The sequence below is a fragment of the Candidatus Liberibacter asiaticus genome (assembly GCF_000590865.3).
In the GTDB taxonomy this organism is placed as follows: Bacteria; Pseudomonadota; Alphaproteobacteria; order Rhizobiales; family Rhizobiaceae; genus Liberibacter; species Liberibacter asiaticus.
Genome location: NZ_CP010804.2, coordinates 1,172,895 through 1,193,023 on the forward strand (window position 1 = coordinate 1,172,895; position 20,129 = coordinate 1,193,023).

The following is a 20,129-nucleotide window of genomic DNA, read 5'->3' on the forward strand; positions in this document are numbered from 1 at the left end:
AATTTCAATCCCTAATTTATAATCTATCAATCAATGCGATTGACGACGCAAAAAAGCAGGTATCTCTAATTTATCTTCCTCACACTTAACAGTTGGCTTTGATTGTACACAAAAATCATCAATGCTCTCTTCAGAGATAGAAGGGTTTCTTTCTCTCAAATAAGAAACCGTAGATTCACTTTTCATATGAACGGAATCTTCTTCTGAAGCAATATTTTCATGCAAACCAAAAGAGTGTGCAATACGTTTAATTAATGCCATCACCCCACGCTCTTCGACAGAGTCACTATGTCTTTGCCGAGATATGAGACGATGTGGAGCAGAAGATTCTGGAACAACATCTTCCTCTAAAAACAATTCTTGATTTTGATCTCCTACCAAAGAATTTTCTTGGTTATTTAAATCTTCTTGATTGTCGGTGCAGTGAGCATTTTCAGCGATTACACTATGATGCATAACATGAGAATCTTCCACCGGTAATTTTGGGGAAGAAAGATTCAAAAATTTTGCGTTTTTTAAAGATTCATGCGTTGTCAGAGAGCTATCTCGATTATCATCACCATCTCTATGCAAACGATTCTCTATTCCCGTCGCAACAACAGATACACGAATCACACCTTCAAGCGCTTCATCAAAAGTAGCACCAAGAATAATATTGGCTTCGGAATCAACCTCTTCACGAATACGCGTTGCAGCTTCGTCAACTTCAAACAATGTAAGGTCACTTCCCCCTGTAATTGAAATCAATAATCCTTGCGATCCCTTCATTGACGCTTCATCAAGCAATGGATTAGCAACAGCTGCTTCGGCTGCTTGGATACCACGTCCATGACCAGAAGCTTCTCCTGTTCCCATCATAGCACGTCCCATATTGCGCATGACGGAACGAACGTCTGCAAAATCAAGATTAATCAATCCCTCTTTAATCATCAAATCAGTAATGCAAGAAACACCCGAATAAAGCACTTGATCTGCCATAGAAAAAGCATCGGCAAACGTTGTTTTATCATTTGCAATCCGGAATAGATTTTGATTAGGAATCACAATCAATGTATCAACTGTTTCTTGCAATGCTTCTATCCCAGATTCTGCTACACGCATACGCCGAGAACCTTCAAAATGAAAAGGTTTAGTGACCACACCAACAGTTAAAACCCCTTTATTCCGCGCTATTTTTGCAATAATCGGGGCTGCTCCCGTTCCCGTACCGCCTCCCATGCCTGCGGTGACAAAACACATATGTGTTTTATCTAACATCTCAGTAATTTCATCAATGCATTCTTCTGCAGCAGCACGACCAACTTCTGGATGAGATCCTGCTCCCAAACCTTCGGTTATTCCAGATCCTAGTTGAATAATCTGCTTAGCTTTAGACATCATCAATGCTTGAGCATCAGTATTGGCTACAACAAAATTGACACCCTGAAGACCTGAGGAAACCATGTTGTTGACGGCGTTTCCACCTCCACCTCCTACACCAAAGACGGTAATCCTAGGCTTTAATTCAGTTATATCCATATTAGCGTTTTTCCCTACCATTTACCCATTCCTTCTTATTGATATTCTCTTTGCCGATATCACTTTCTAGAAAGAGTCAAGTAATATTTTTATCTCTTTCATAGATTTAATACAATACCCAAATCATGAACTTTTCCGAAACCAGTTTATGAATGGAGAAAACTGTCTCTTACTCCAAAAAGAAGAATATTCTTCTCCACAATCAACTTCTTTTGCAATCAATTGCGGATAGATCATTAACCCTATAACGGTTGAAAAAGCAGGGCTTCTTGCTGAAAACGGCAATCCTACAGCTCCTATAGGCCTTCCCATACGCACGTTAGAACAGATCGTTTCTCTCAACATCTCTTGTAAACCAATGACCTGGCTTGCTCCTCCTGTTAATACTATACGCTTACTCGCTAGAGAACTAAATCCTGATTTCTTAATACGCTCTCCTATTAATTCGAATGTTTCTTCAATACGTGCCTGAATAATTCTCGAAATCATTGCCCTAGAAACCTGAACTAAATCATTGTGATCAGCATTACCGATAGTGGGAATAGATAAAATATCATGCTCATCAGCCAAACTAGGAATAATACTAGGATGCATCACCTTAAGACGCTCAGCATTGTCAAGGGAAATAGATAAACCGCGCGCTAGATCATTCGTCACATGAGATCCTCCAATAGCAATCACATCCATATAGACTAATTTTCCTTTATCAAAAATTGCGATCTTTGTTGTTCCTCCTCCCATATCAATAACAACAGAACCCAACTCAAATTCATCATCGACAAGAGTGGCTAAACCACTAGCATAAGGCGATGCAACCATTCTTTCTACGGAGAGATGCGCCCGATTAATTGCTCTCTCTAGATTTTTCATAGAAGATTTTTCTACTGTAAGCAGATGCGACTCAATGCCGATTTTGTCAGCAAACATCGATATAGGAGACTTTATTCCAGATTTTCCATCTAACGCATAATCAGTAATTATAGAATGTAATAACGTGCGCTTTTGATCGCGCAAATAGCGACGAAATGAGGATTTCAGCAATATCTGAATATCAGAATCATTGACTTCTCTCCATCCTATCTTCATCTCAACGAAATGTTGCTGCGACTTCAAACATCCAGCAGAAATATTGACTAGAAGATTGTCAACAGTGAAACCTGCCATCCGTTCCGCGGCATCAACAACTTGACGCACGACTCTCTCAACGGCATCAATATCAACGATAGTACCCATTTTGACACCATGCGATTGCTGACATCCAATACCAATAACTTCAATTCGATGTGTTCTTCCAGACAAAAGACTTGTTGTATTTTGAGGGACGAGCTTTCCTATCATACATACAGTTTTTGTCGAACCAATATCTAATGCTGATACGATATAGGTACGATTAGATAACAAGCAACCTGTATACTGTGAACTAAAAGGCATTGTAAAAATACTCATTACCTCATCCTTTTCAATTCTTGATCACGCTTATCAACAATATCTCGCCTATCGATGAAAGAACCTGTCGTTAAACGAACAGAAAGGCGATCTGGTAATCTCATATCAATGACGGAAATATCTCTATCTAAAATTTGATATTTATTTTGTAATTCCAAAATCTTAGCGATAGCTACATCAAATTTTTCTTCTGGAAGTTTAATAATGATGCCATTGTGGAGGTGCAAATCCCAGCGCCTTTCAGCAATCCAATTATAGGCTTTAACAAACTTAGTTATTCCTGCGATATTTGATAATACTTCAAAAGACCTTACTGCTTTGTAGATATTTTCCCCAATCAATATAGGAAGATAAGCGAATCTTACATGATTAAATGCAGTGATCACATAACCATTGTTATCAATGAGATATAGGGCGGAATTATTTTGCCATATCGCATAAGGATGACGCTCCGTAAGACGAATTTCCATCGTATCCGGATACAGTCTACGAATTTCAGCATGCGCAATCCATGGCAAAGCTAGCAACTGCTTTTGAATTTTTATAGCATCAAAAAAAATCAGTGAAGTCGATGTATTGAGATCTAAACAATGAATAATATCTGCTTCTGGCGTTTCAACGTTACCAATGATTCTGACCTTTTCTATTGAAAAACCAATAAAAGAATCTACAATATCAATGACTTTCCGTGTATGTCCTCCAATGGATGCCCCATATATACCAACGATTGCAAAGAAAAAAATAGCCAAAATTACACCACAATACGATGGCAATACCTTTTCTAAAAAGACACAAAAGTTCAGAAAATTTCTCATCTCTTCCAAACCCAATACACAACACAAAGATAATGACATCCCAATAACAAGGCACAATCTCCGATCAATGCTTAAACCTCTGTGATTCAACGCAAACATGAAGCATCCTCCACCATCCATAACAGAAGTTCTCGAAAAGAATATCCAGCATATGCAGCCATTTCTGGAAATATAGAAACAGGCGTCATACCAGGTTGAACGTTGATTTCTAACCAGAAAACTTTTCTTGAGAGAGGATCAAAGAGAAAATCCGATCTACTAATTCCACGACAACCAATAGCCTGATGTGCTAAAAAAGCTAATCTTTGTACTTCTTTATAGATATCCAACGGAATTTTTGCTGGCAAAACATGCGTAGAATTTAAAGATGAATATTTTAATTCATAGCTATAAAAATCTGATTTTGGTACAGCAATTTCAGTAACATCCAGAGAAGCATCTCCCATAACACCACAGGTCAATTCAATACCATCAACATATTGCTCAATCAAGAGTTGATCTCCATGATTCCATGACGAAGATTGCAATAAATCTAGAGGAATAGATTGATCTTTTTTTATTACTATAATACCTAAAGAAGATCCTCCTTTCAAAGGCTTGATGACATAAGGTGGCGATATAAGATGCTGAGAATCCATTGTAAAGCGATTAACGAGAATCGAAGGACACACTGGCACACCACAGCTGCTGACAACTTGTTTGGAACGCATCTTATCCATAGACAAAGCAGAGGCTAAGATTCCAGAATGGGTATAAGGAATTTCCAACAATTCTAGTATCGCTTGTACCAGTCCATCCTCTCCGAAATTTCCATGCAAGACATTGAAAGCCAAATCTGGCTTTAAATGCGCAAGAACTAATCCTACAGAACGGTCTACATCAATCTGGCTCACTTTAAAACCAGCATCTTCTAGAGCAGAAGCACAAGCCTTGCCTGAAGAAAGGCTCACCTCTCTTTCCGAAGAGATGCCACCCATGAGCACAGCCACATGCGGACTTCCTATTTCTTGTTTATTTATCATAAGTCGATCTACAATATGCCGAACTGAATCATCTCCATAACCAACCCAGCATGTAAATCTATCAAGGTTAACGAAGCGTTCATTTTCCTTAACTTTTGTTCAAAAAAAACATTCTTTTTGTTTTTTATGATGTGCTATGAATAATGGAAAACAAAAAATAACCATTATTGAATGATAGACACCGTACCATGGCTAATTCAAAAAGACTGCGAAGAACCTATTGAAAAAGTTCGGTTATATCCGAATAAGTTGTGGAAAATTTCGAATAACGCCTCCTCCCATTCTCCTTGACTTCTCCTTAGATTCTATCAGAGATTGAATTTAATTTTATTTTCTTACGCATTTGGTTGTAGGATGTGATGGCTATTTTCCTAAATGGAATGCCAGTGGTCATTAGCTGTTTTCAAATACTCTCCTCCTGAAAGCGTGAGAGAGATGTGAATGCGTAAAGACCTGTACTGTAATTCCCAGGAATCGGTGAAAAGATTCATTGGTTGAGCTTGAAAAACTTTATGGGCAAAATTATTTCATCTTGAACATGCAATGTGGGGAAAAAATTAAATGAATAAAAGGAGCATTGTAATCGTATCAGGATTGGCTACTTGCATTCTATCCATCAATCCACAAATAGCTGTGATCTCGTAAATAACGAGCAATTGACAGAGATTGAAGAACCTCAAAAAGTCACCGTTGATCAAATCAACAATGCCATAGCATCACTCATACCAGAAGAACGGCGAGATTTACAGGATAGAATGGCAAAGTATTCCACGAGAAAACTAAAGCCCAGAGGAAGAGTTATATTTGCAGATGATTAGTTTATTTTAACTTTGAACTATCGTAAAATGATTAGTATTGAGAAGACTTGGAGGCATTTTTTCCCCTAAGAACGCAAATGGTTGAGAGAAATCATATAAACTGGAAAACTACTAATTGCATCAGCCTTCGTTTCTGGTATCTTATCCGCTAGTGGCTGTAGTGATCAGGCTTATTTTGAAGAACTTCGGATGTCCCTTGAAGAGGATCGTAAAAGTGCAGAAGCAAGCTAAATCTCTCGCTAACGCATCTCAGAAACTCACTGTCGATCAAATCGATAATTCTATAATGTTCCTTTATCCGGAACAACGCCAAGAACTAGCGAAGCGATACAAAGAAAAGTATAATGATGTGCTCATTCACTTGCCAGATTAAAAACTTATAAGCGTAGATTCAAAGCCCCACTATTGGTTAGATCGTATTATTTTGGGCTTTGATCTTATGAACCGAAATTAAAATTGAAAAGCATAATAGGTAATTTTCCTCGAGAAAAAGAGGTAGTTGGATCTCGTACCCTAAGAAATATTGAAAAAAAGCCTAAAGAATCCTCTACCAGAAAATCGAGTTTAGAAGGTCAATAGAAATTTAGTTTCTTTAACCTCACACGTGCCGTTTGGAAGGGGATGACAATAACCAAGTTATCGCAAGGAAACAACAACCATTCCCGTAATCCTATTCTTTTTTAGCACAAAGAAAATAAGAATCGGGTTGTTGTCCCCCCCAAACCACAGAGATATTTCTCCAATACACTATTGAAAATACACAAAAAACTGTAAGATCTAGCTAAAAGAGATAAATAGCCTTCACTAACGCCATCAAGAGCCTACTAGAACCAAAGATCCAACCAGCTAAGAGCGATACCCATACCTAACCAATACCTCATCAACTGATGATAGCTCTTCCATATCATCAACATTGTCAATATCACCTCATTATAGAGGAGGAAAGGAAAATACCCATGAGGAATGATAATCTTATTACCTTAGGGTTATTCTCGCATTTATCCGTCTCTAGACTGATTTGGATGAGTTGATTTTTTTTCTTTAATCAAAGCGGGCAAAGTGAAGACGATATCACAAAAAAGATTGACGAATTCAAGACATTCGTCGGATTCTTCAATAGAAGACTGACCCTCATGAACAGCTTTATTTCCTTCAATACGGACGAAATTAGACCATTCAAAGATTTCTTCAATAATCAAATTATGTTGTTTCAAATATCTTGTTCTATCACTAAGCATTCCACACTTTTCAAAATTTATGCGCTGTCCTTGATCATCCTTCATACTTCTGATGGCGATTTCTAGCGCAGTGCGACATGATCCAAGAATAGCTCTGGCAAAATGAGGATCTTCTTCCTTCTAAAGTTATTCCGCTGCACGCACACTATCAATAACTTTTCCAGGCCATCCGTAGTAGATTCAATAAGACTAGCTGGCTTTGGATAAATAGAACTCCTCATAAGAGGGAAAATATTCCTCTTTAGTTTGAGATTCTCCTATTGCCTTATTTATATCCTTCGTAGGCAACCACTTTTGGAAAGCCATCAAAGAAAGATCACCACAGTTTTCACAAATCCCTACTGCATAAGTTGGGTGCATATTTCCAGCCTTTTCTTCTTTACTCACTCCTGCATGGCACATACCATAATTTGGATTCTTTTGACTGCAATGCCTACAAAAGATAGATAATTTCGATGTATTCCAGATTAACATAATACCCCCCTTACAATGGAGTGAATAAAGAAAACAGACACCACAACTTATAAATGAAATTAATAATAACCGCAACCATAAATGAAGGAAAGTAAGAAATTTGTCATCATGAGTATGCCAATAGAATGATCAAGAGCAGATAAATAGCTTAAACGATTACAATAGTTTCCACCCCCCTCATCTTCAAGTGGATTATATGCCTATTCCTTAAGTAGCACATAATAAGTCAGATGAATAAAGTATACCCATGTGCTGAAAAATAATTTATTCGTGTCAGTTTATTACTCAGGAACTATTATGGTCAGTAATCCACCTTGTTAGGACAATCTTTCTTTGAAAGAGAAAATAGAGTTAAGCGTTAAAATTTCTAAAAACGTCGTAGATCATATGAACAGGTTTTCCGAAAGAGAGAAAAGAGCATTAGCGAACGCAAGCACGTACTAGAGAAAATGCTACCCGCTAAAAACGTTGAGAAATGAGACTAGCATACGTAAGTTCAAAGCGGAGATAAATGGTTGGATGCCAATGGAAATTAAAAATTCACAATGTCTGCATGAAGTATAGAGATTGTAGCGGTCAGTTTAAATACAGAAGACATCTGTGATCGCATCAACAAATGAATTAACAAAAAATATCAGAAATTCTTTGTTGGGTAGAGAAAAACGCAACAGAAGCGCAATCTCCCGCCGAATAGGGCAGCGAACTGGTATAATCCACGACTGTTATGTTATTGAATTTGATCTTTAAAAAGGCTCATTCTCCTATTCCAATAAACCGAGCATAACAGTTTTCCGCACGTCTTTGAAACACAATCCACTTTCTTTCCACAAAGTATGCTGTTTTCTTTACGATAGGATTCTCACGGATTATTCTCCCTCTTATCGAAATCATGATCGATATTTGGATGGAAATCAATATCATAAGAGGAAAAGTATACCATAGGATCGGATAGAATATATTAATAAATAAATGATTTATCGCTTCATTCATGATTCCATGAATCATGAAACTAAAGGAAAGGAATGCAAAAAACTATAATCTATTACTTTAGGTTAGAGAGAATGTTTTAACACTGTCTATCTTAATGACCAGAGAGGCGTTTGGTTGGATATCAAATACATCAAGATAGACAGGTAAGAAAAGTAATACTAAACAAAACTTGTGTGAAACGTATCGTTGATGTGATGCATAACTTTAATCCCGTTAATTAATGAATGATTATACTGTAATATCAACTGCTTAATCCCTTAATATCCCTAAAAAACTACTAAAAAATCACATCATTATTGATTCTACGATGATTTTTTCACCCTTCCTACAGCGATATTAATAAACCGCTTGGCAGTTGACGTTGGTTCACAACAGTATTGCCCACAGGGATACGTCACTAGAGGGTAATGGCTGGGATTTGGTTCTTCTAAAGTAACCCTTTTTGCTATCTATAAATTCTAACCTCCTTCATTTCTGAAGCATTCAACCAAAACAACGTGATGAAAGAACGAATGAGAATTACGACATTGCAATACCTTACTCTATAAAAACGCCACACGTTAATGAATGGTCACCCGGAAAATTTTAAAATAATGATAACCATATTGATTCATAATTAAGTGATATTATTATGCAATTATAAAAAATAGTGAAATATATTAGTAAAATATAGGAGGCGATATGGTTAGTAAAAACATAGGAATCAATATTATCTTCGGTCTGGTTCTTGTACTCAGTGGTTGTTCTATTGGAGAACAGAAAAAAAACAATTCAGTAAAAAAGTACTTTAATAAACTAATCCAAAGATGACCAAGAGAAAGTAAGAGAATTATCTTTTCTCTCTCTTCATTCTTTTCGCATGCTAACATTTATTAGACTGAAAACTATTTACCCAATAATGAAGGGTTCATGCTCTTCAAAATCCCAAGACGGTGGTTCCCAATCTGATTAAGGACAATTAATCCTAGTATTGAGATCAGAAGACACACAAAATTCCTAAGAGTATTCTTTATATTTTCCAATCTTTTGAATGAAGAATAAATCGGTACACTCGTTCCTTTGATACCTATATTTCCTTAGTAATAGTATTATAATCTAAAATCAATTACTTAAAGTATCCCTAACCCTCGAAAATCACCCATATTAACCTATTGATACGACAATTCTTTTCTAAACCACTCCCGCACCTTTTTAAGCCCCTCCCATACCTTTTAAAGGTAAGACTAAAATTAGACTCATTGATTTACTTTCAAAATAAATAATGCTAGTACGGATGTAGAGTAATACTTAGAGTATTATGACAAATACTAGTTTCCTGAAGGTATTTATGACAGAGTATTACAACCGCTAAACTAAAACGATTAATGAGGAGAAACACTCAATCAGCCACACTACTTCGTTGACCCAATATCTTCTCTATAGGGCTATAATTTAAGTTCTCTAAATAATTGGCCGTAACCGCTCCTATCCCATTCGCATACAACACAATAGCATCAGGATTATATTGATGAGCCAACTGGGCAACCTTCTTGATTAGTCTCTTGAATAAGCTTCGCTGACCAATCAAATATATGTTCAATGATATTACCACGACGGAAGACAACAACGGTCTTATCTCCCCCTTCTCCCGCTATGTCACAGCCCATAATTAACGGGGCGTATAGGTCGTCTATCGCCTCTCGAGACATCGCTTCCTCAATGTAATTGTGAGGAATAAAGTTATTGACCTCTTGTTGAGGAAATTGACCTAAAATTTCAATACGAGCCACGTCAGAATCAAGTCCATAACGGGATATGATCCCTTCATGAAAACCTGAATCAATCCCCTCTACCGTCCGTGTATCAATTTGATAACGCTTCCAATCTTCAAGAGGAATATTAAATATATCGTAAAACCAACCATTTAACCTACGAGTATTGGAGGTCATAATCCAAAAACGATTAGGATTAAGTTCGGTGAAAAACCCAAGAATAGACTTATTGATGATATCAGGAGTTCCCGACGCTTCATCGTTAAAAACTGCCATCCCATGAGTATTGTGAGGGCCTACAAAGGTATCAGGACGTTCTTCAGAGTAGGTTCTACAGGTTATGGTATAATGCTTAGAATCTATCCCCATACTCTGCTCTAACAATTCCGCATACCACCCAGAAGGATGAAGGGATAACGACTGCATCTCAAACCAATGGCGATGGGGAAGCATCGAAAGCCACTTAGACACTTCCGCCCATAACGTGTTTTTCAACTGGGTTTCTGAGTTCGCAATACAAATAATCGACATGCCCGGACGGGTCGATATCAACCATAGCATCATCCATGCGTTTAAGGTGGTTTTACCGATACCTCGCCCCGCGGATATAGCGCATTTAAAAATCGTAGGGTTAGAATTATTTACGTTAGAATGACAATGGACATCCACCGCCTCCATAAACTCTAATTGCCATCGGTGCGGTTGAGAAAAGTGTTCAAGCGGTTTCCCTTTAATCCCCCAAGGGAAAAACCTCATAACAAAGTTTTTAAAACTCAAAACACATTCAGCATGCATAAGCATCTCATGCAATTCTTGTTCAAGCTTTTGATCAGTGGAAATCAAACGGGGCAAAGATGAAACTCAATATCAATAAATATGAATACCGCAGGAGAAGTTTAGCCCCATCTCCTATAGATATTTGATAGTAGGCTAATACTACCAAATAAAATACCTACTATAACACAACCATTACAAGAATACAACCTTTAAACGTTTGAAACGTCAACGTTTATAAATTTCCTCTATAACTCTGAAATTTTCAAAATTTTATAAAAATTGTCGGAGGGTAGCCTAGAGAAAAATCAGAAAAAGCTCTTTGGGGGGCACCCCCTCCAAAACTCTAAAAGCTCTAAAAACCCCCTAATTTTTCAAGTCTTTCGCTCTACGATAGTCTTTCTAATCGTTTAAAAACTATTGTAACCTGATAAAGCTTCAAAAGCTCTAAAAACACCTCAATTTTTCAATTATTGTGTTCAATGATAGATTGTTCAGCTATAGATGATTCCACTATTTCTAGTGGCTTTTCTGTGGATTTATGAGGTATCCGCTCAGAGTCAATGGGCTTGAGATGCTTGTAATGCTCTCGAAGCCTCTCAATCGCAGGTCTTAAATCTATCGTATGCTTAGATTCAACAGAAACTCGAGGGCCATACTTCTGATTACTAAGCTTCTCAAGCAGAAAAGTCCCCATCCTCTGCTTCCTATCTCTCATCTTCGAATAAAATACGGGATTCGCCAGTTCTTCCGCTGTCGGTGCTGGCTCCTCCAACAGTTCCTCAGCTAATAAATCTAATCGGCATTGAAGCGCTTCCGTATACGCCTCTTGAAGTTTTAAATCCTTCTTAATCCATCTATAAAAAGTTGAATACTTGGGCATACCCACTTTTCTTAAAACATGGCCTAAAGCCTTCCCGTTCGCCACTTGGTCAAGAATACCAGCAAACAGTTCAGGACTGTAATAAATGCAGCCTTTCTTAGCTCTCACAGCTTTCTTAGCCTTTTTAACCAAGTTACTCATACCTCTTTATAACATAAATACTTGAATTTATATAGTTTTTAAACTATATACACGCGCGAATATAACCCTGTCAACGCTGTGGAAGCCTATCAAACAGCTTTGAAAGTTTATAGCTTAGGTCAACGTTAGGTACTATAGATAATTTAAGCTCTATTTCTCTAAAAAACTCATAAAACCTATGCTATCGATGATTTAATAAAAGATGATGAACTATGAAGGTATGGCCCCTAAACTGAAAAATAGAGGCATTTATGATTCTTTGAGAGCTATTAAAACCTTTAAACCCAACAGCTCCAACAGCTTTCAAAGCTTTTCATGCCCTTTCTAGCCATCGAAACACAATTGCCGCCGCTAATAAATGCAAATTTACACTTAAAAAGAGTAATGGGTATTATAAATACAACCAAAGCGTAGGAAGCACGGTTTTTTATTCCAATTTATTACATTAAATCAATATGTTAAACACAAATAATCGAAAAGGAAGCATGGTGGAAGCACGTTTTTTTTAGGGAAAAAAACATCTAAAATCATATATTTATAAAAAAGAAGCACATGAAGCACGGTTTTTAGAAGTTTCCACACGCGGGAGAGAAAAAAGCCTTAAAGTTGTATATGTACAACTTATACACGTATTAGGCATAAAAATATTACATATGTAAAACTTCTAAAAAGCGGGCTTCCATGCTTCCACCTCTATTATTTTTATTAAACTATTGTTATAAGGGAGTTTTTAGGAATTAAAAACCGTGCTTCCACCATGCTTCCACGTGCTTCCCCCATACTACCCCCTCTTTTGCCCACGATGATAATATCGATGGCTGAATACGAGTGTTTGAGTCTCTATGGTTTTAAAAGACTCATAAACCCCCCTCATATTTATAGTTTGTTAAAAGGTTATGGATTGAAGGGTATGTTCTATAACTGTTAAAATAGAGGCATTTACGAGGATTTAAAAGGTATTGAGGAGCTATATAAGCTTCTATAGGCGATAAACGGATTTAAAAGGGTGTAAATGGCAGATGTGAAAAAAGCCCGCTCCAAATTTGGATTGGACTATGAAAATCTGATTTGGTGGCTTTCTTAAAAGCTATTCTCTAAGTTCTGTGATATCTTCGATGAATTTATTACACTCCCTTTCAGCCACCTGAAAATCAGCAGTAGTATAATAGAATATAGTTCATGGCGGTGTAACAGAATGTAACAAAGTTGTAACAGAGTTTTTTAGACCTACAAAACAACGTAAAATCAAATAGTTAAATGGATAAAACGGGCATTGTAACAGAGTAACAAGGTTTTTAAACTTTTTCTATATACGTGTAAAAAAGTATATACGATATAGGGTATATTGCGTTTTTTCGCGCATATAAAGTTTCTCTAAAAGTCTGTTACACTGTTACAATGAGCTAATTATAAATCTAGGGGTGTTTCTGTCGTTTTTAAAGGAATTTTGTTGTAACAAAACACTTTGTTACATTCTGTTACATTCTGTTATAATTTATACCCCAAACACTATAAAAGTGGCATATTGCTAAAGATTTTGGAGATTTTAAGCTTTAGCCACATTGATTTTATTGATCAGTGCTTCTACTTTTTATGATAAATTTTGTGTGTGATTTTGTGTAAAAAGATGATTTTAATGGCTCTAATAAAATTAGAATTGTCAAGAATTATCTTTGGGATCTTCGATTAAAAGCTTTTCGCGCAATGCTCATTTCGTTAAACTTCCCCTTCTCTAACCAGTTGACAAGAGCGCACGCGTGTTTTTCATATTGAGTGAAACTTATATCACGAGGTGTTAGAGGATCAACATAAAGGCTTATGGTATCTTCAAAAATTTTCATTAACTTAGTCGGACAAATCGTTCTCATGGCCTCTGCCGAGGGTCGATACTTGTTGTCGTACACAACGGGGGTTTCGCTAGATCGAACATCCAATAATCCACGATCTACATATGTCAGATAACTAGTATTAAGACGTCTTTTTTCCTCTGGAATATCTAATAGATCGTGTATGAAATCGGGGACGATGACCCCATACATAGGACCACCAAAATTATATATCACCTCATATCGATCGTACTGTGTTAGACATGCACAGGCTTCAGTAGCTTTAACTAAACGTTCTGAGGCGGAATCCTCCTTAATTTTAAGCTGTATTGCTTGCTCTTCTTCGTATTTAATATCATTTAACCTCAAACATTCTTCAACCCCAAATGCGACTATTGCTAAACTCAGGGAGCTTACAAATATCACCCAAAGGTAATGTACCTCATAAAGTCCTAAAGCACCTAAGGGAAGGGAAAAGATAACGAAAAACACCCCAACGCTCCCAAGCGCACTTAGCTTCGATTTGCGCCATCGTGATAAGATAGCTTTTAATATCCTCTTAATCGAAAGAATCCCATTTCGCATTGAAGCTTTTTTCATCATAGGTTCTTCCTAATTTGCACCATTCCCTAACAATTTCTTTTCCTTCGGCAGATCCACGAGTTTCATAATGAATAGCCATCACAACAGGTATCCATTCGTCATGCGAGCCATTATAAAACTCTTCACCAAAACAAGATAAAAAAGCTCTTATTTCTATGTTGGTATAACGTCTATTATTATGGCTTTTCCATATTTTTGATAATTTTCTGTAACTCTTCTCTTTATCTCGAGGGGTAGTGATAGTGTCAAAAAACTCAAAAAAGTATTCAACTTCATCGGGGGTTAATAACGGAAGCTCTTCGACTTTTAAGGCATGAGGAGCAATGGACCACGTATAGGCTCGTTGTGTTTTAGGATGGATGTTATAAGCAACAAATTGTTGTCCATAAGCTAAGAACTCAAGATGTCCTTGAATCTTTTCCTCGCTCTTTTGCTTTTTAAGATTTGTTTCTTGCATGCGAAACAACATAAGAGTCTTAGGGGCTTGCCCTACTCTACTTATGGGCTTACCACAACAACTTTGGAATTCGTTATTGAACCGATCAACGACTTGTTCATCTAGGACATCCACATCAAAAGCATAAACAGGATGTGTTCCTATGCCACACAGAATACCAAAACCGTTGTAAACATAGTGGTCAACATCGGTGGCTACCATTCGGAAGGATGGCCAATCCTTTGGAGTGGATGAGAACGCGTGTCGGTTTTGTCGAGCGAAACCTCGCTGTGGAGCCTTAGCGGTTAAAGCCCTCAGTACCTTCTCAGAACATATGCAGATCTTGAGCAATCGTCAGCTTTCTCAAGTGATGAATGTTTTACCTCTCATCGAAACATGGATGAAAGGCGTCAAGGAAGAAGCATTGAACGTGCTGAGTTCGGGAGAAGACTTACCCAATTATGAACTCAAAGAAGGGAGAAAAGGCAGTCGAACATATAACAACGACAATCAAGTAGAACAACTCTTGATGAGGGAGTTAGGGGATGAGGCTTACAATCGAACATTGTTGAGTCCTACAGAAACTGAACAACTTGTCAAGCGGAAAAAGGTGAGTGAGACCACATGGGAACAACTACAAAAGTTCATTACTCGTAAAGACGGGAAACAAGTGATTGTTCCTTGTGATCTTCCTGTTAATCACCTCAAAGCAAACATCAGTGAATTTAGCGTTTTAAAGGATTAGAACAATGGCGAAAGTACTAATAAAAGGACGGTTGTCTTACCCTCAGTTGCATGAACCTAGGGCCTATGGCGATAAGGGGGATGAGGTATATAGTGCAGACATACTTTTTTCTAAAACTGACAACGAACAATGTGACAAATTAGAACAAGCCATCCGAGAAGCAGGTGAGGAGAAGTTTGGAGGCAGTAATATGTCCGCTCTTATTGAGCGAATGAAGCGTACTGGCCGATATCCATTAAAAGATGGAGACCAGAAGATCAGTACTTCATTAAAACCTGAAGCTTATGAAGTTTATGCGGGTCAATACTATATCACACCGAAGAACAAAAAAGTCCGCCCTCGCCTCGTTGATCGTCACGTTCAAGAGGTTACGGAGAATATCCAAGAGGTTTTCTATTCAGGATGCCATGTCAATGCGATCATTAGTGTTTATGCGTATACGTTCCAAGGAACGAAAGGGGTCACCTTCACTTTAACAGGAGTACAATTTGTTAAGGATGACACGCGTTGGGGAGGACAATTGAGAGCCTCGAGTTCAGACTTTGAAAGTTATGAAGAAGAAACGGCTTCTATAGATGAACTAGAAGAGATGCCTTTTTAATCATGGCGACCTTATTCATCGATTTTGAGACCCGAAGCCCTATTGATCTGACCAAATGCGGTATATGCAAATATGCAGAAGACGTTTGTGTTATTCTGTTTGCTTTTGGGTTTGATGATCATCCTGTGGAGTTATGGGATTGTGTGCATGATCCTGTAATGCCACAGGTTTTGAAAGAAGCATTAGAAAATACCGATGTTACCATAGTGGCGCACAACAGTTATTTCGAACGAACAGTTTTGAAAGCTTGTTTCAATCTTGATATACCAATCCACCGTTGGATTTGTACATTGGTGTTAGCTCGTTCTAACGGCTTGCCTTCAGCCCTCAAGGCAGTTGGAGAGGCTTTAAAACTTTCCTCTCAGAAAATGGAGGAAGGGAAAGAACTCATTGCTCGGTTTTGTAAAGGAGAAACGCATGAGTGTCTCTATGACAGGAATAAACCGAACCATCGGGAAGCATGGCGTTTATTTGGGGAGTATTGCAAGGGAGATGTCACAGTAACTCGAGAGATCTTCAAACGTCTTGAGCCCTTAAGTTCTAAAGAACAGGAGCTATGGTATTTAGATCAAACCATCAATGATCGGGGGTATTGTGTTGATGTTGCTCTTGCTCACACTCTCAACCAAATTGTTGATGTAGAACGTACGAAACTGGATCAGGAATTAGAAAGTCTCACCTATGGACTTGTGTCTTCATCCCGTTGTTTAGAAAAGTTAAAAACCTGGCTTTTTCTTGAAACAGGACTTCATTTAGAGGATCTCACAGAAACCACATGTCAACGAGTGTTATCTTCTAACAAAAAACTAACCCCGCAAGCCATTCAAGTTTTTAACAACCGGATGAGAGCTTCTCGTTCCGCTGTATTAAAATTGAATACGTTAGTGGAAGCGATGAATAGTGATGGACGTTTACGTGGGACATTACAGTTTTTAGGTGCTAGTCGCACGGGTCGTTGGTCAGGTTGTGTGTTTCCACCCCAGAATCTGCCTCGCCCCTCCAGAAGTCATGAAGAACTAGACCAGATTATTACTCATCTCCCCACTTCTATTACTTCTGACCCTGATCCTTTGCAGATAATCAGTGATTGTGTTCGTTCGTGCGTTATTGCCTCCGAAGGTAAAAAGCTTGTGGTGGCGGATTTAGCAGGAATTGAAGCGCGAGTACTGGCGTGGATGGCGGGTGAACAATGGAAATTAAAAGCTTTTGAAACGGGGGAAGATCTCTATGTAACAACTTATGCTCGGTCGTTTAATGTTGCTCCAGCACAAGTAACCAAAGACCAACGAGCCATTGGGAAAGTGATGGAATTGGCATTGGGCTATCAAGGGGGTGCCAAAGCGTTTCAGAAAATGGCGTCGACTACGGGTTTAAATCTCAACACTTTTGCCCATTTGGTGAAAACCAATTCTGCCCCAGAAGAGTGGGAAGATGCGGAGAATTTCTGTCGTTGGATGCAAGAGAATCATCCCGAACATGCCATTGAGGATTTATTCATTGGAACAGCGTGTGAACGAGTCAAAAAAGCATGGAGGCAAAAACACTCTAGGGTTAGCGAATTATGGAACGAATTGCACCAAGCGTTTGAGCAAACTATTGAAAATGGCAAAGCGATTATTGCACGCAAACGCCGTGATGTTCCCTTAGTTTATATGAAAAAAGACAAGAATAATCTTATACTTATGCTTCCTTCTGGTCGATCTCTTGTTTATCGAGATGTGGGGAATAATCGTTCTTATCTCAATACAACCACACGCCAATTGACCCGAGAATATACTTATGGAGGCAAACTGACAGAAAATATTGTGCAAGCGGTAAGTCGAGATATTTTAGCGGAAGGAATGATGAATGCTACTAAAGCAGGTTATGACATCGTGCTAACAGTCCATGACGAAATCGTGTGTGAAACGCCTGATACTGATGAGTTTAATGCTTCGATGCTTTATCATTTAATGACGTCGAACCCATCTTGGGCGAAGGGTTTACCGTTGAAAGCCGAAGGCTATGAATCAAAGAGATATCGCAAATGAGAACAGATTATCTATCGGAAGCAAAATTAGAAAAGCGTTTAGTTAAAGGATCTAAAAAGCTTGATTGCTTAGTCTTTAAAACTCAATTCATTAACCAGCGAGGTTGTCCTGATCGGTTGATCATTACACCGAATGGTGCTCATTTTTGGGTTGAGATGAAAACGTCTCGTGGAAGATTGTCTAATGCTCAAAAGCGAGTCATCGCAACTCTCTTACTTTATCATCAAAAAGTTCAGGTTCTGAGTTCTACGGAGGAAGTTGATGGTTTTTTGAGGATGTTAGAATGTTACTGAATTTAGCTCCTCACCAAACCAAGATTGTTGATTGGATTTTAGACCACAAGCGATGTGCCATCTGGGCATCTATGGGATCCGGTAAAACCGTGAGTGTATTAACGGCTCTTTCTTACATTCATTTGTGGGGAGAGAAGTCGGTTTTGGTTATTGCTCCTTTGCGTGTCGCCCAAAGTGTTTGGACAAGTGAGGTACAACGCTGGAGTAATTTTAGCCATATGAATATATCAGTGATCACAGGGACGGTGAAACAAAGAACGAAAGTCCTGAAGACTCCCGCGGTTCTTTATGTCATTAACTTTGAGAACCTTGGTTGGTTGGTTCAAGAGCTTAAAGGAACATGGCCTTTTGCCACTATTGTTGTTGATGAAAGCACTAAACTCAAATCGTTTAGATTGCGTCAAGGCAGTAAAACCGCAAGAGCATTAGCCAAACCTGCATGGGAATCCGAACGTTTCATTGAATTGACAGGAACACCCTCTCCTAACGGATTAATCGATTTATGGGGTCAAATATGGTTTTTGGATAAAGGAAAACGTTTAGGACGTGTCTTCCAAAGCTTTGTGGCTCGCTGGTTTAATACAACACAAATCGGATCTCATATTGGAGCGGTACGGTATACGGCTAAAGAAACCGCCCAAAAAGAGATAGAAGCGCAATTATCTGATTGTTGTTTATCATTAGATATCGCTGATTATCAAAATATTGATAAACCTATTCTCATCACTAAAAAAGTCCCATTACCCCAACCGGTGATGAAGCAATATCACAAGTTTCAACGAGAGTTGTATTGCGATCTTCAAGGAGAGAATATTGAAGCGTTTAATTCCGCTTCTAAAACTGTCAAGTGTCTCCAATTAGCCAATGGTGCGGTGTACTACGACGAAGAAAAACATTGGAAAGAAGTCCATGATGAAAAGATCAAAGCGTTAGAAGTCATCATTGAAAAAGCCAATGCCGCCCCTATTATCGTTGCTTATCATTTTAATAGTGATCTTGCTCGATTGCAAAAAGCATTTCCCCAAGGCCGAACGTTGGATAAAGACCCTTGCACTATTCAAGAGTGGAATGAGGGGAAAATTCCTTTGTTGTTCGCACATCCAGCGTCTTGTGGCCATGGCTTAAATCTCCAATATGGCGGGAACATTTTAGTCTTTTTCTCCTTGTGGTGGGATTTAGAAGAACACCAACAGATGATTGAACGCATTGGGGTCACGCGTCAACGACAAGCGGGATTCAAAAGAGCGGTTTTTGTCTATTATTTAATTGCCCAGAACACCATAGATGAGTTGGTTTTGCAACGATTGCGAACTAAATCCACTATCCAAGACTTGTTGTTAAACGCTTTAAAAAAGGAGACTATCCATGTATAATTTTGACAGAGTTTTTAGATCTAGTAAATTTGAAAACGAGCATAATATTACTCCTGCCCAATGGAAAAAGCTTTTAACGCTTGAAGCAAAGTTTCTTCCAAATAAGCGCGCCCTAGAATCATGGCTCGACAAAGCAAAAAAGGTCACATCGCTGTCGAAGGGAGAAGCGATGATTGAAGTTGAGTATCTGGTTAAAATCGCTCTCCATCATCAGAAGTGGTATTATCGGTTGGACGACCCTCTATTTACTGATGGGTTATATGATCGCGTATCAGAGCGACTCGACGCATTACAAGAGCAATTCCCTGAGCTTTTTGATGAGGATCATCCATGGAACACCGTGGGGTATTAA

At 38.3% G+C, this 20,129-nt stretch carries 18 protein-coding genes; 8 read left to right on the top strand and 10 right to left on the bottom strand.

Annotated features, from left to right (window positions below):
- Positions 1 to 30: 30 nt before the first annotated feature.
- The 4 genes from ftsZ to CD16_RS05335 all read right to left on the bottom strand — a co-directional run bounded on the left by ftsZ (position 31) and on the right by CD16_RS05335 (position 4,783).
- A complete protein-coding gene (gene ftsZ, locus CD16_RS05320; protein ID WP_015453004.1) occupies positions 31 to 1,539 on the bottom strand; it encodes a cell division protein FtsZ in 1,509 nt (502 codons plus the stop codon).
- A gap of 102 nt (positions 1,540 to 1,641) precedes the next feature.
- Positions 1,642 to 2,964, bottom strand: a complete 1,323-nt coding sequence (ftsA, locus tag CD16_RS05325) for a cell division protein FtsA (protein WP_015453005.1) — start codon at positions 2,962 to 2,964, stop codon at positions 1,642 to 1,644.
- Complete coding sequence (locus CD16_RS05330; protein ID WP_015453006.1) at positions 2,964 to 3,878, bottom strand: cell division protein FtsQ/DivIB; 915 nt, start codon at positions 3,876 to 3,878, stop codon at positions 2,964 to 2,966. The genes ftsA and CD16_RS05330 overlap by 1 nt, the downstream gene beginning before the upstream one ends.
- Positions 3,866 to 4,783, bottom strand: a complete 918-nt coding sequence (locus tag CD16_RS05335) for a D-alanine--D-alanine ligase (protein ID WP_089078529.1) — start codon at positions 4,781 to 4,783, stop codon at positions 3,866 to 3,868. The genes CD16_RS05330 and CD16_RS05335 overlap by 13 nt, the downstream gene beginning before the upstream one ends.
- Positions 4,784 to 5,403: 620 nt before the next feature.
- On the opposite strand from CD16_RS05335, the gene CD16_RS05340 reads away from it, so the two are divergent.
- Both CD16_RS05340 and CD16_RS05865 read left to right on the top strand, forming a co-directional pair.
- Positions 5,404 to 5,619 (top strand): hypothetical protein, encoded by a 216-nt coding sequence (locus CD16_RS05340; protein WP_015453008.1) that lies wholly within the window; start codon positions 5,404 to 5,406, stop codon positions 5,617 to 5,619.
- Positions 5,620 to 5,833: 214 nt separating this feature from the next.
- Positions 5,834 to 5,992 (top strand): hypothetical protein, encoded by a 159-nt coding sequence (locus CD16_RS05865; protein WP_236301263.1) that lies wholly within the window; start codon positions 5,834 to 5,836, stop codon positions 5,990 to 5,992.
- A 625-nt stretch (positions 5,993 to 6,617) separates the two neighbouring features.
- On the opposite strand, the gene CD16_RS05350 is transcribed toward CD16_RS05865, so the two are convergent.
- From CD16_RS05350 to CD16_RS05380, 6 genes are all read right to left on the bottom strand, one after another.
- Positions 6,618 to 6,902 carry a DUF4145 domain-containing protein gene (locus tag CD16_RS05350; protein WP_015453010.1) on the bottom strand — a complete coding sequence of 95 codons (285 nt, stop codon included), beginning with the start codon at positions 6,900 to 6,902 and terminating at the stop codon, positions 6,618 to 6,620.
- A gap of 144 nt (positions 6,903 to 7,046) precedes the next feature.
- Positions 7,047 to 7,331, bottom strand: a complete 285-nt coding sequence (locus CD16_RS05355) for a hypothetical protein (protein WP_015453011.1) — start codon at positions 7,329 to 7,331, stop codon at positions 7,047 to 7,049.
- Positions 7,332 to 9,820: 2,489 nt separating this feature from the next.
- Positions 9,821 to 10,924: a terminase large subunit domain-containing protein gene (locus CD16_RS05365; RefSeq protein ID WP_015453015.1), complete on the bottom strand. Its 1,104-nt coding sequence runs from the start codon at positions 10,922 to 10,924 to the stop codon at positions 9,821 to 9,823.
- 388 nt (positions 10,925 to 11,312) lie between these two features.
- Positions 11,313 to 11,870: a terminase small subunit-like protein gene (locus CD16_RS05370; protein ID WP_015453016.1), complete on the bottom strand. Its 558-nt coding sequence runs from the start codon at positions 11,868 to 11,870 to the stop codon at positions 11,313 to 11,315.
- Between the two features lie 1,667 nt (positions 11,871 to 13,537).
- Complete coding sequence (locus CD16_RS05375; RefSeq protein ID WP_236301264.1) at positions 13,538 to 14,299, bottom strand: hypothetical protein; 762 nt, start codon at positions 14,297 to 14,299, stop codon at positions 13,538 to 13,540.
- Positions 14,256 to 14,957 (bottom strand): PriCT-2 domain-containing protein, encoded by a 702-nt coding sequence (locus tag CD16_RS05380; protein ID WP_015453018.1) that lies wholly within the window; start codon positions 14,955 to 14,957, stop codon positions 14,256 to 14,258. The genes CD16_RS05375 and CD16_RS05380 overlap by 44 nt, the downstream gene beginning before the upstream one ends.
- On the opposite strand from CD16_RS05380, the gene CD16_RS05385 reads away from it, so the two are divergent.
- From CD16_RS05385 to CD16_RS05410, 6 genes are read left to right on the top strand one after another with little or no spacing between them, the layout of a single operon-like run.
- On the top strand, positions 14,947 to 15,480 hold the full coding sequence (locus CD16_RS05385; RefSeq protein WP_236301265.1) for a DUF2800 domain-containing protein: 534 nt from the start codon (positions 14,947 to 14,949) through the stop codon (positions 15,478 to 15,480). The two genes, CD16_RS05380 and CD16_RS05385, sit on opposite strands and share 11 nt — an antisense overlap.
- Positions 15,481 to 15,484: 4 nt before the next feature.
- Positions 15,485 to 16,081: an ssDNA-binding protein gene (locus CD16_RS05390; protein WP_015453020.1), complete on the top strand. Its 597-nt coding sequence runs from the start codon at positions 15,485 to 15,487 to the stop codon at positions 16,079 to 16,081.
- Positions 16,082 to 16,083: 2 nt separating this feature from the next.
- A complete protein-coding gene (locus CD16_RS05395) occupies positions 16,084 to 18,111 on the top strand; it encodes a DNA polymerase (RefSeq protein WP_015824993.1) in 2,028 nt (675 codons plus the stop codon).
- On the top strand, positions 18,108 to 18,404 hold the full coding sequence (locus CD16_RS05400; protein WP_015824994.1) for a PDDEXK family nuclease: 297 nt from the start codon (positions 18,108 to 18,110) through the stop codon (positions 18,402 to 18,404). The genes CD16_RS05395 and CD16_RS05400 overlap by 4 nt, the downstream gene beginning before the upstream one ends.
- Complete coding sequence (locus tag CD16_RS05405; RefSeq protein WP_040055333.1) at positions 18,395 to 19,777, top strand: DEAD/DEAH box helicase; 1,383 nt, start codon at positions 18,395 to 18,397, stop codon at positions 19,775 to 19,777. Before CD16_RS05400 ends, CD16_RS05405 begins: the two co-directional genes overlap by 10 nt.
- Positions 19,770 to 20,129 (top strand): DNA ligase LigA-related protein, encoded by a 360-nt coding sequence (locus CD16_RS05410; protein WP_012778351.1) that lies wholly within the window; start codon positions 19,770 to 19,772, stop codon positions 20,127 to 20,129. Before CD16_RS05405 ends, CD16_RS05410 begins: the two co-directional genes overlap by 8 nt.

Coding starts and splice junctions, on each gene's coding strand:
- ftsZ (WP_015453004.1), bottom strand. CDS start 1,539: ATGGTAGGGAAAAACGCTAATATGGATATAACTGAATTAAAGCCTAGG.
- ftsA (WP_015453005.1), bottom strand. CDS start 2,964: ATGAGTATTTTTACAATGCCTTTTAGTTCACAGTATACAGGTTGCTTG.
- CD16_RS05330 (WP_015453006.1), bottom strand. CDS start 3,878: ATGTTTGCGTTGAATCACAGAGGTTTAAGCATTGATCGGAGATTGTGC.
- CD16_RS05350 (WP_015453010.1), bottom strand. CDS start 6,902: ATGAAGGATGATCAAGGACAGCGCATAAATTTTGAAAAGTGTGGAATG.
- CD16_RS05355 (WP_015453011.1), bottom strand. CDS start 7,331: ATGTTAATCTGGAATACATCGAAATTATCTATCTTTTGTAGGCATTGC.
- CD16_RS05370 (WP_015453016.1), bottom strand. CDS start 11,870: ATGAGTAACTTGGTTAAAAAGGCTAAGAAAGCTGTGAGAGCTAAGAAA.
- CD16_RS05375 (WP_236301264.1), bottom strand. CDS start 14,299: ATGATGAAAAAAGCTTCAATGCGAAATGGGATTCTTTCGATTAAGAGG.
- CD16_RS05380 (WP_015453018.1), bottom strand. CDS start 14,957: ATGGTAGCCACCGATGTTGACCACTATGTTTACAACGGTTTTGGTATT.
- CD16_RS05390 (WP_015453020.1), top strand. CDS start 15,485: ATGGCGAAAGTACTAATAAAAGGACGGTTGTCTTACCCTCAGTTGCAT.
- CD16_RS05395 (WP_015824993.1), top strand. CDS start 16,084: ATGGCGACCTTATTCATCGATTTTGAGACCCGAAGCCCTATTGATCTG.
- CD16_RS05400 (WP_015824994.1), top strand. CDS start 18,108: ATGAGAACAGATTATCTATCGGAAGCAAAATTAGAAAAGCGTTTAGTT.
- CD16_RS05405 (WP_040055333.1), top strand. CDS start 18,395: ATGTTACTGAATTTAGCTCCTCACCAAACCAAGATTGTTGATTGGATT.
- CD16_RS05410 (WP_012778351.1), top strand. CDS start 19,770: ATGTATAATTTTGACAGAGTTTTTAGATCTAGTAAATTTGAAAACGAG.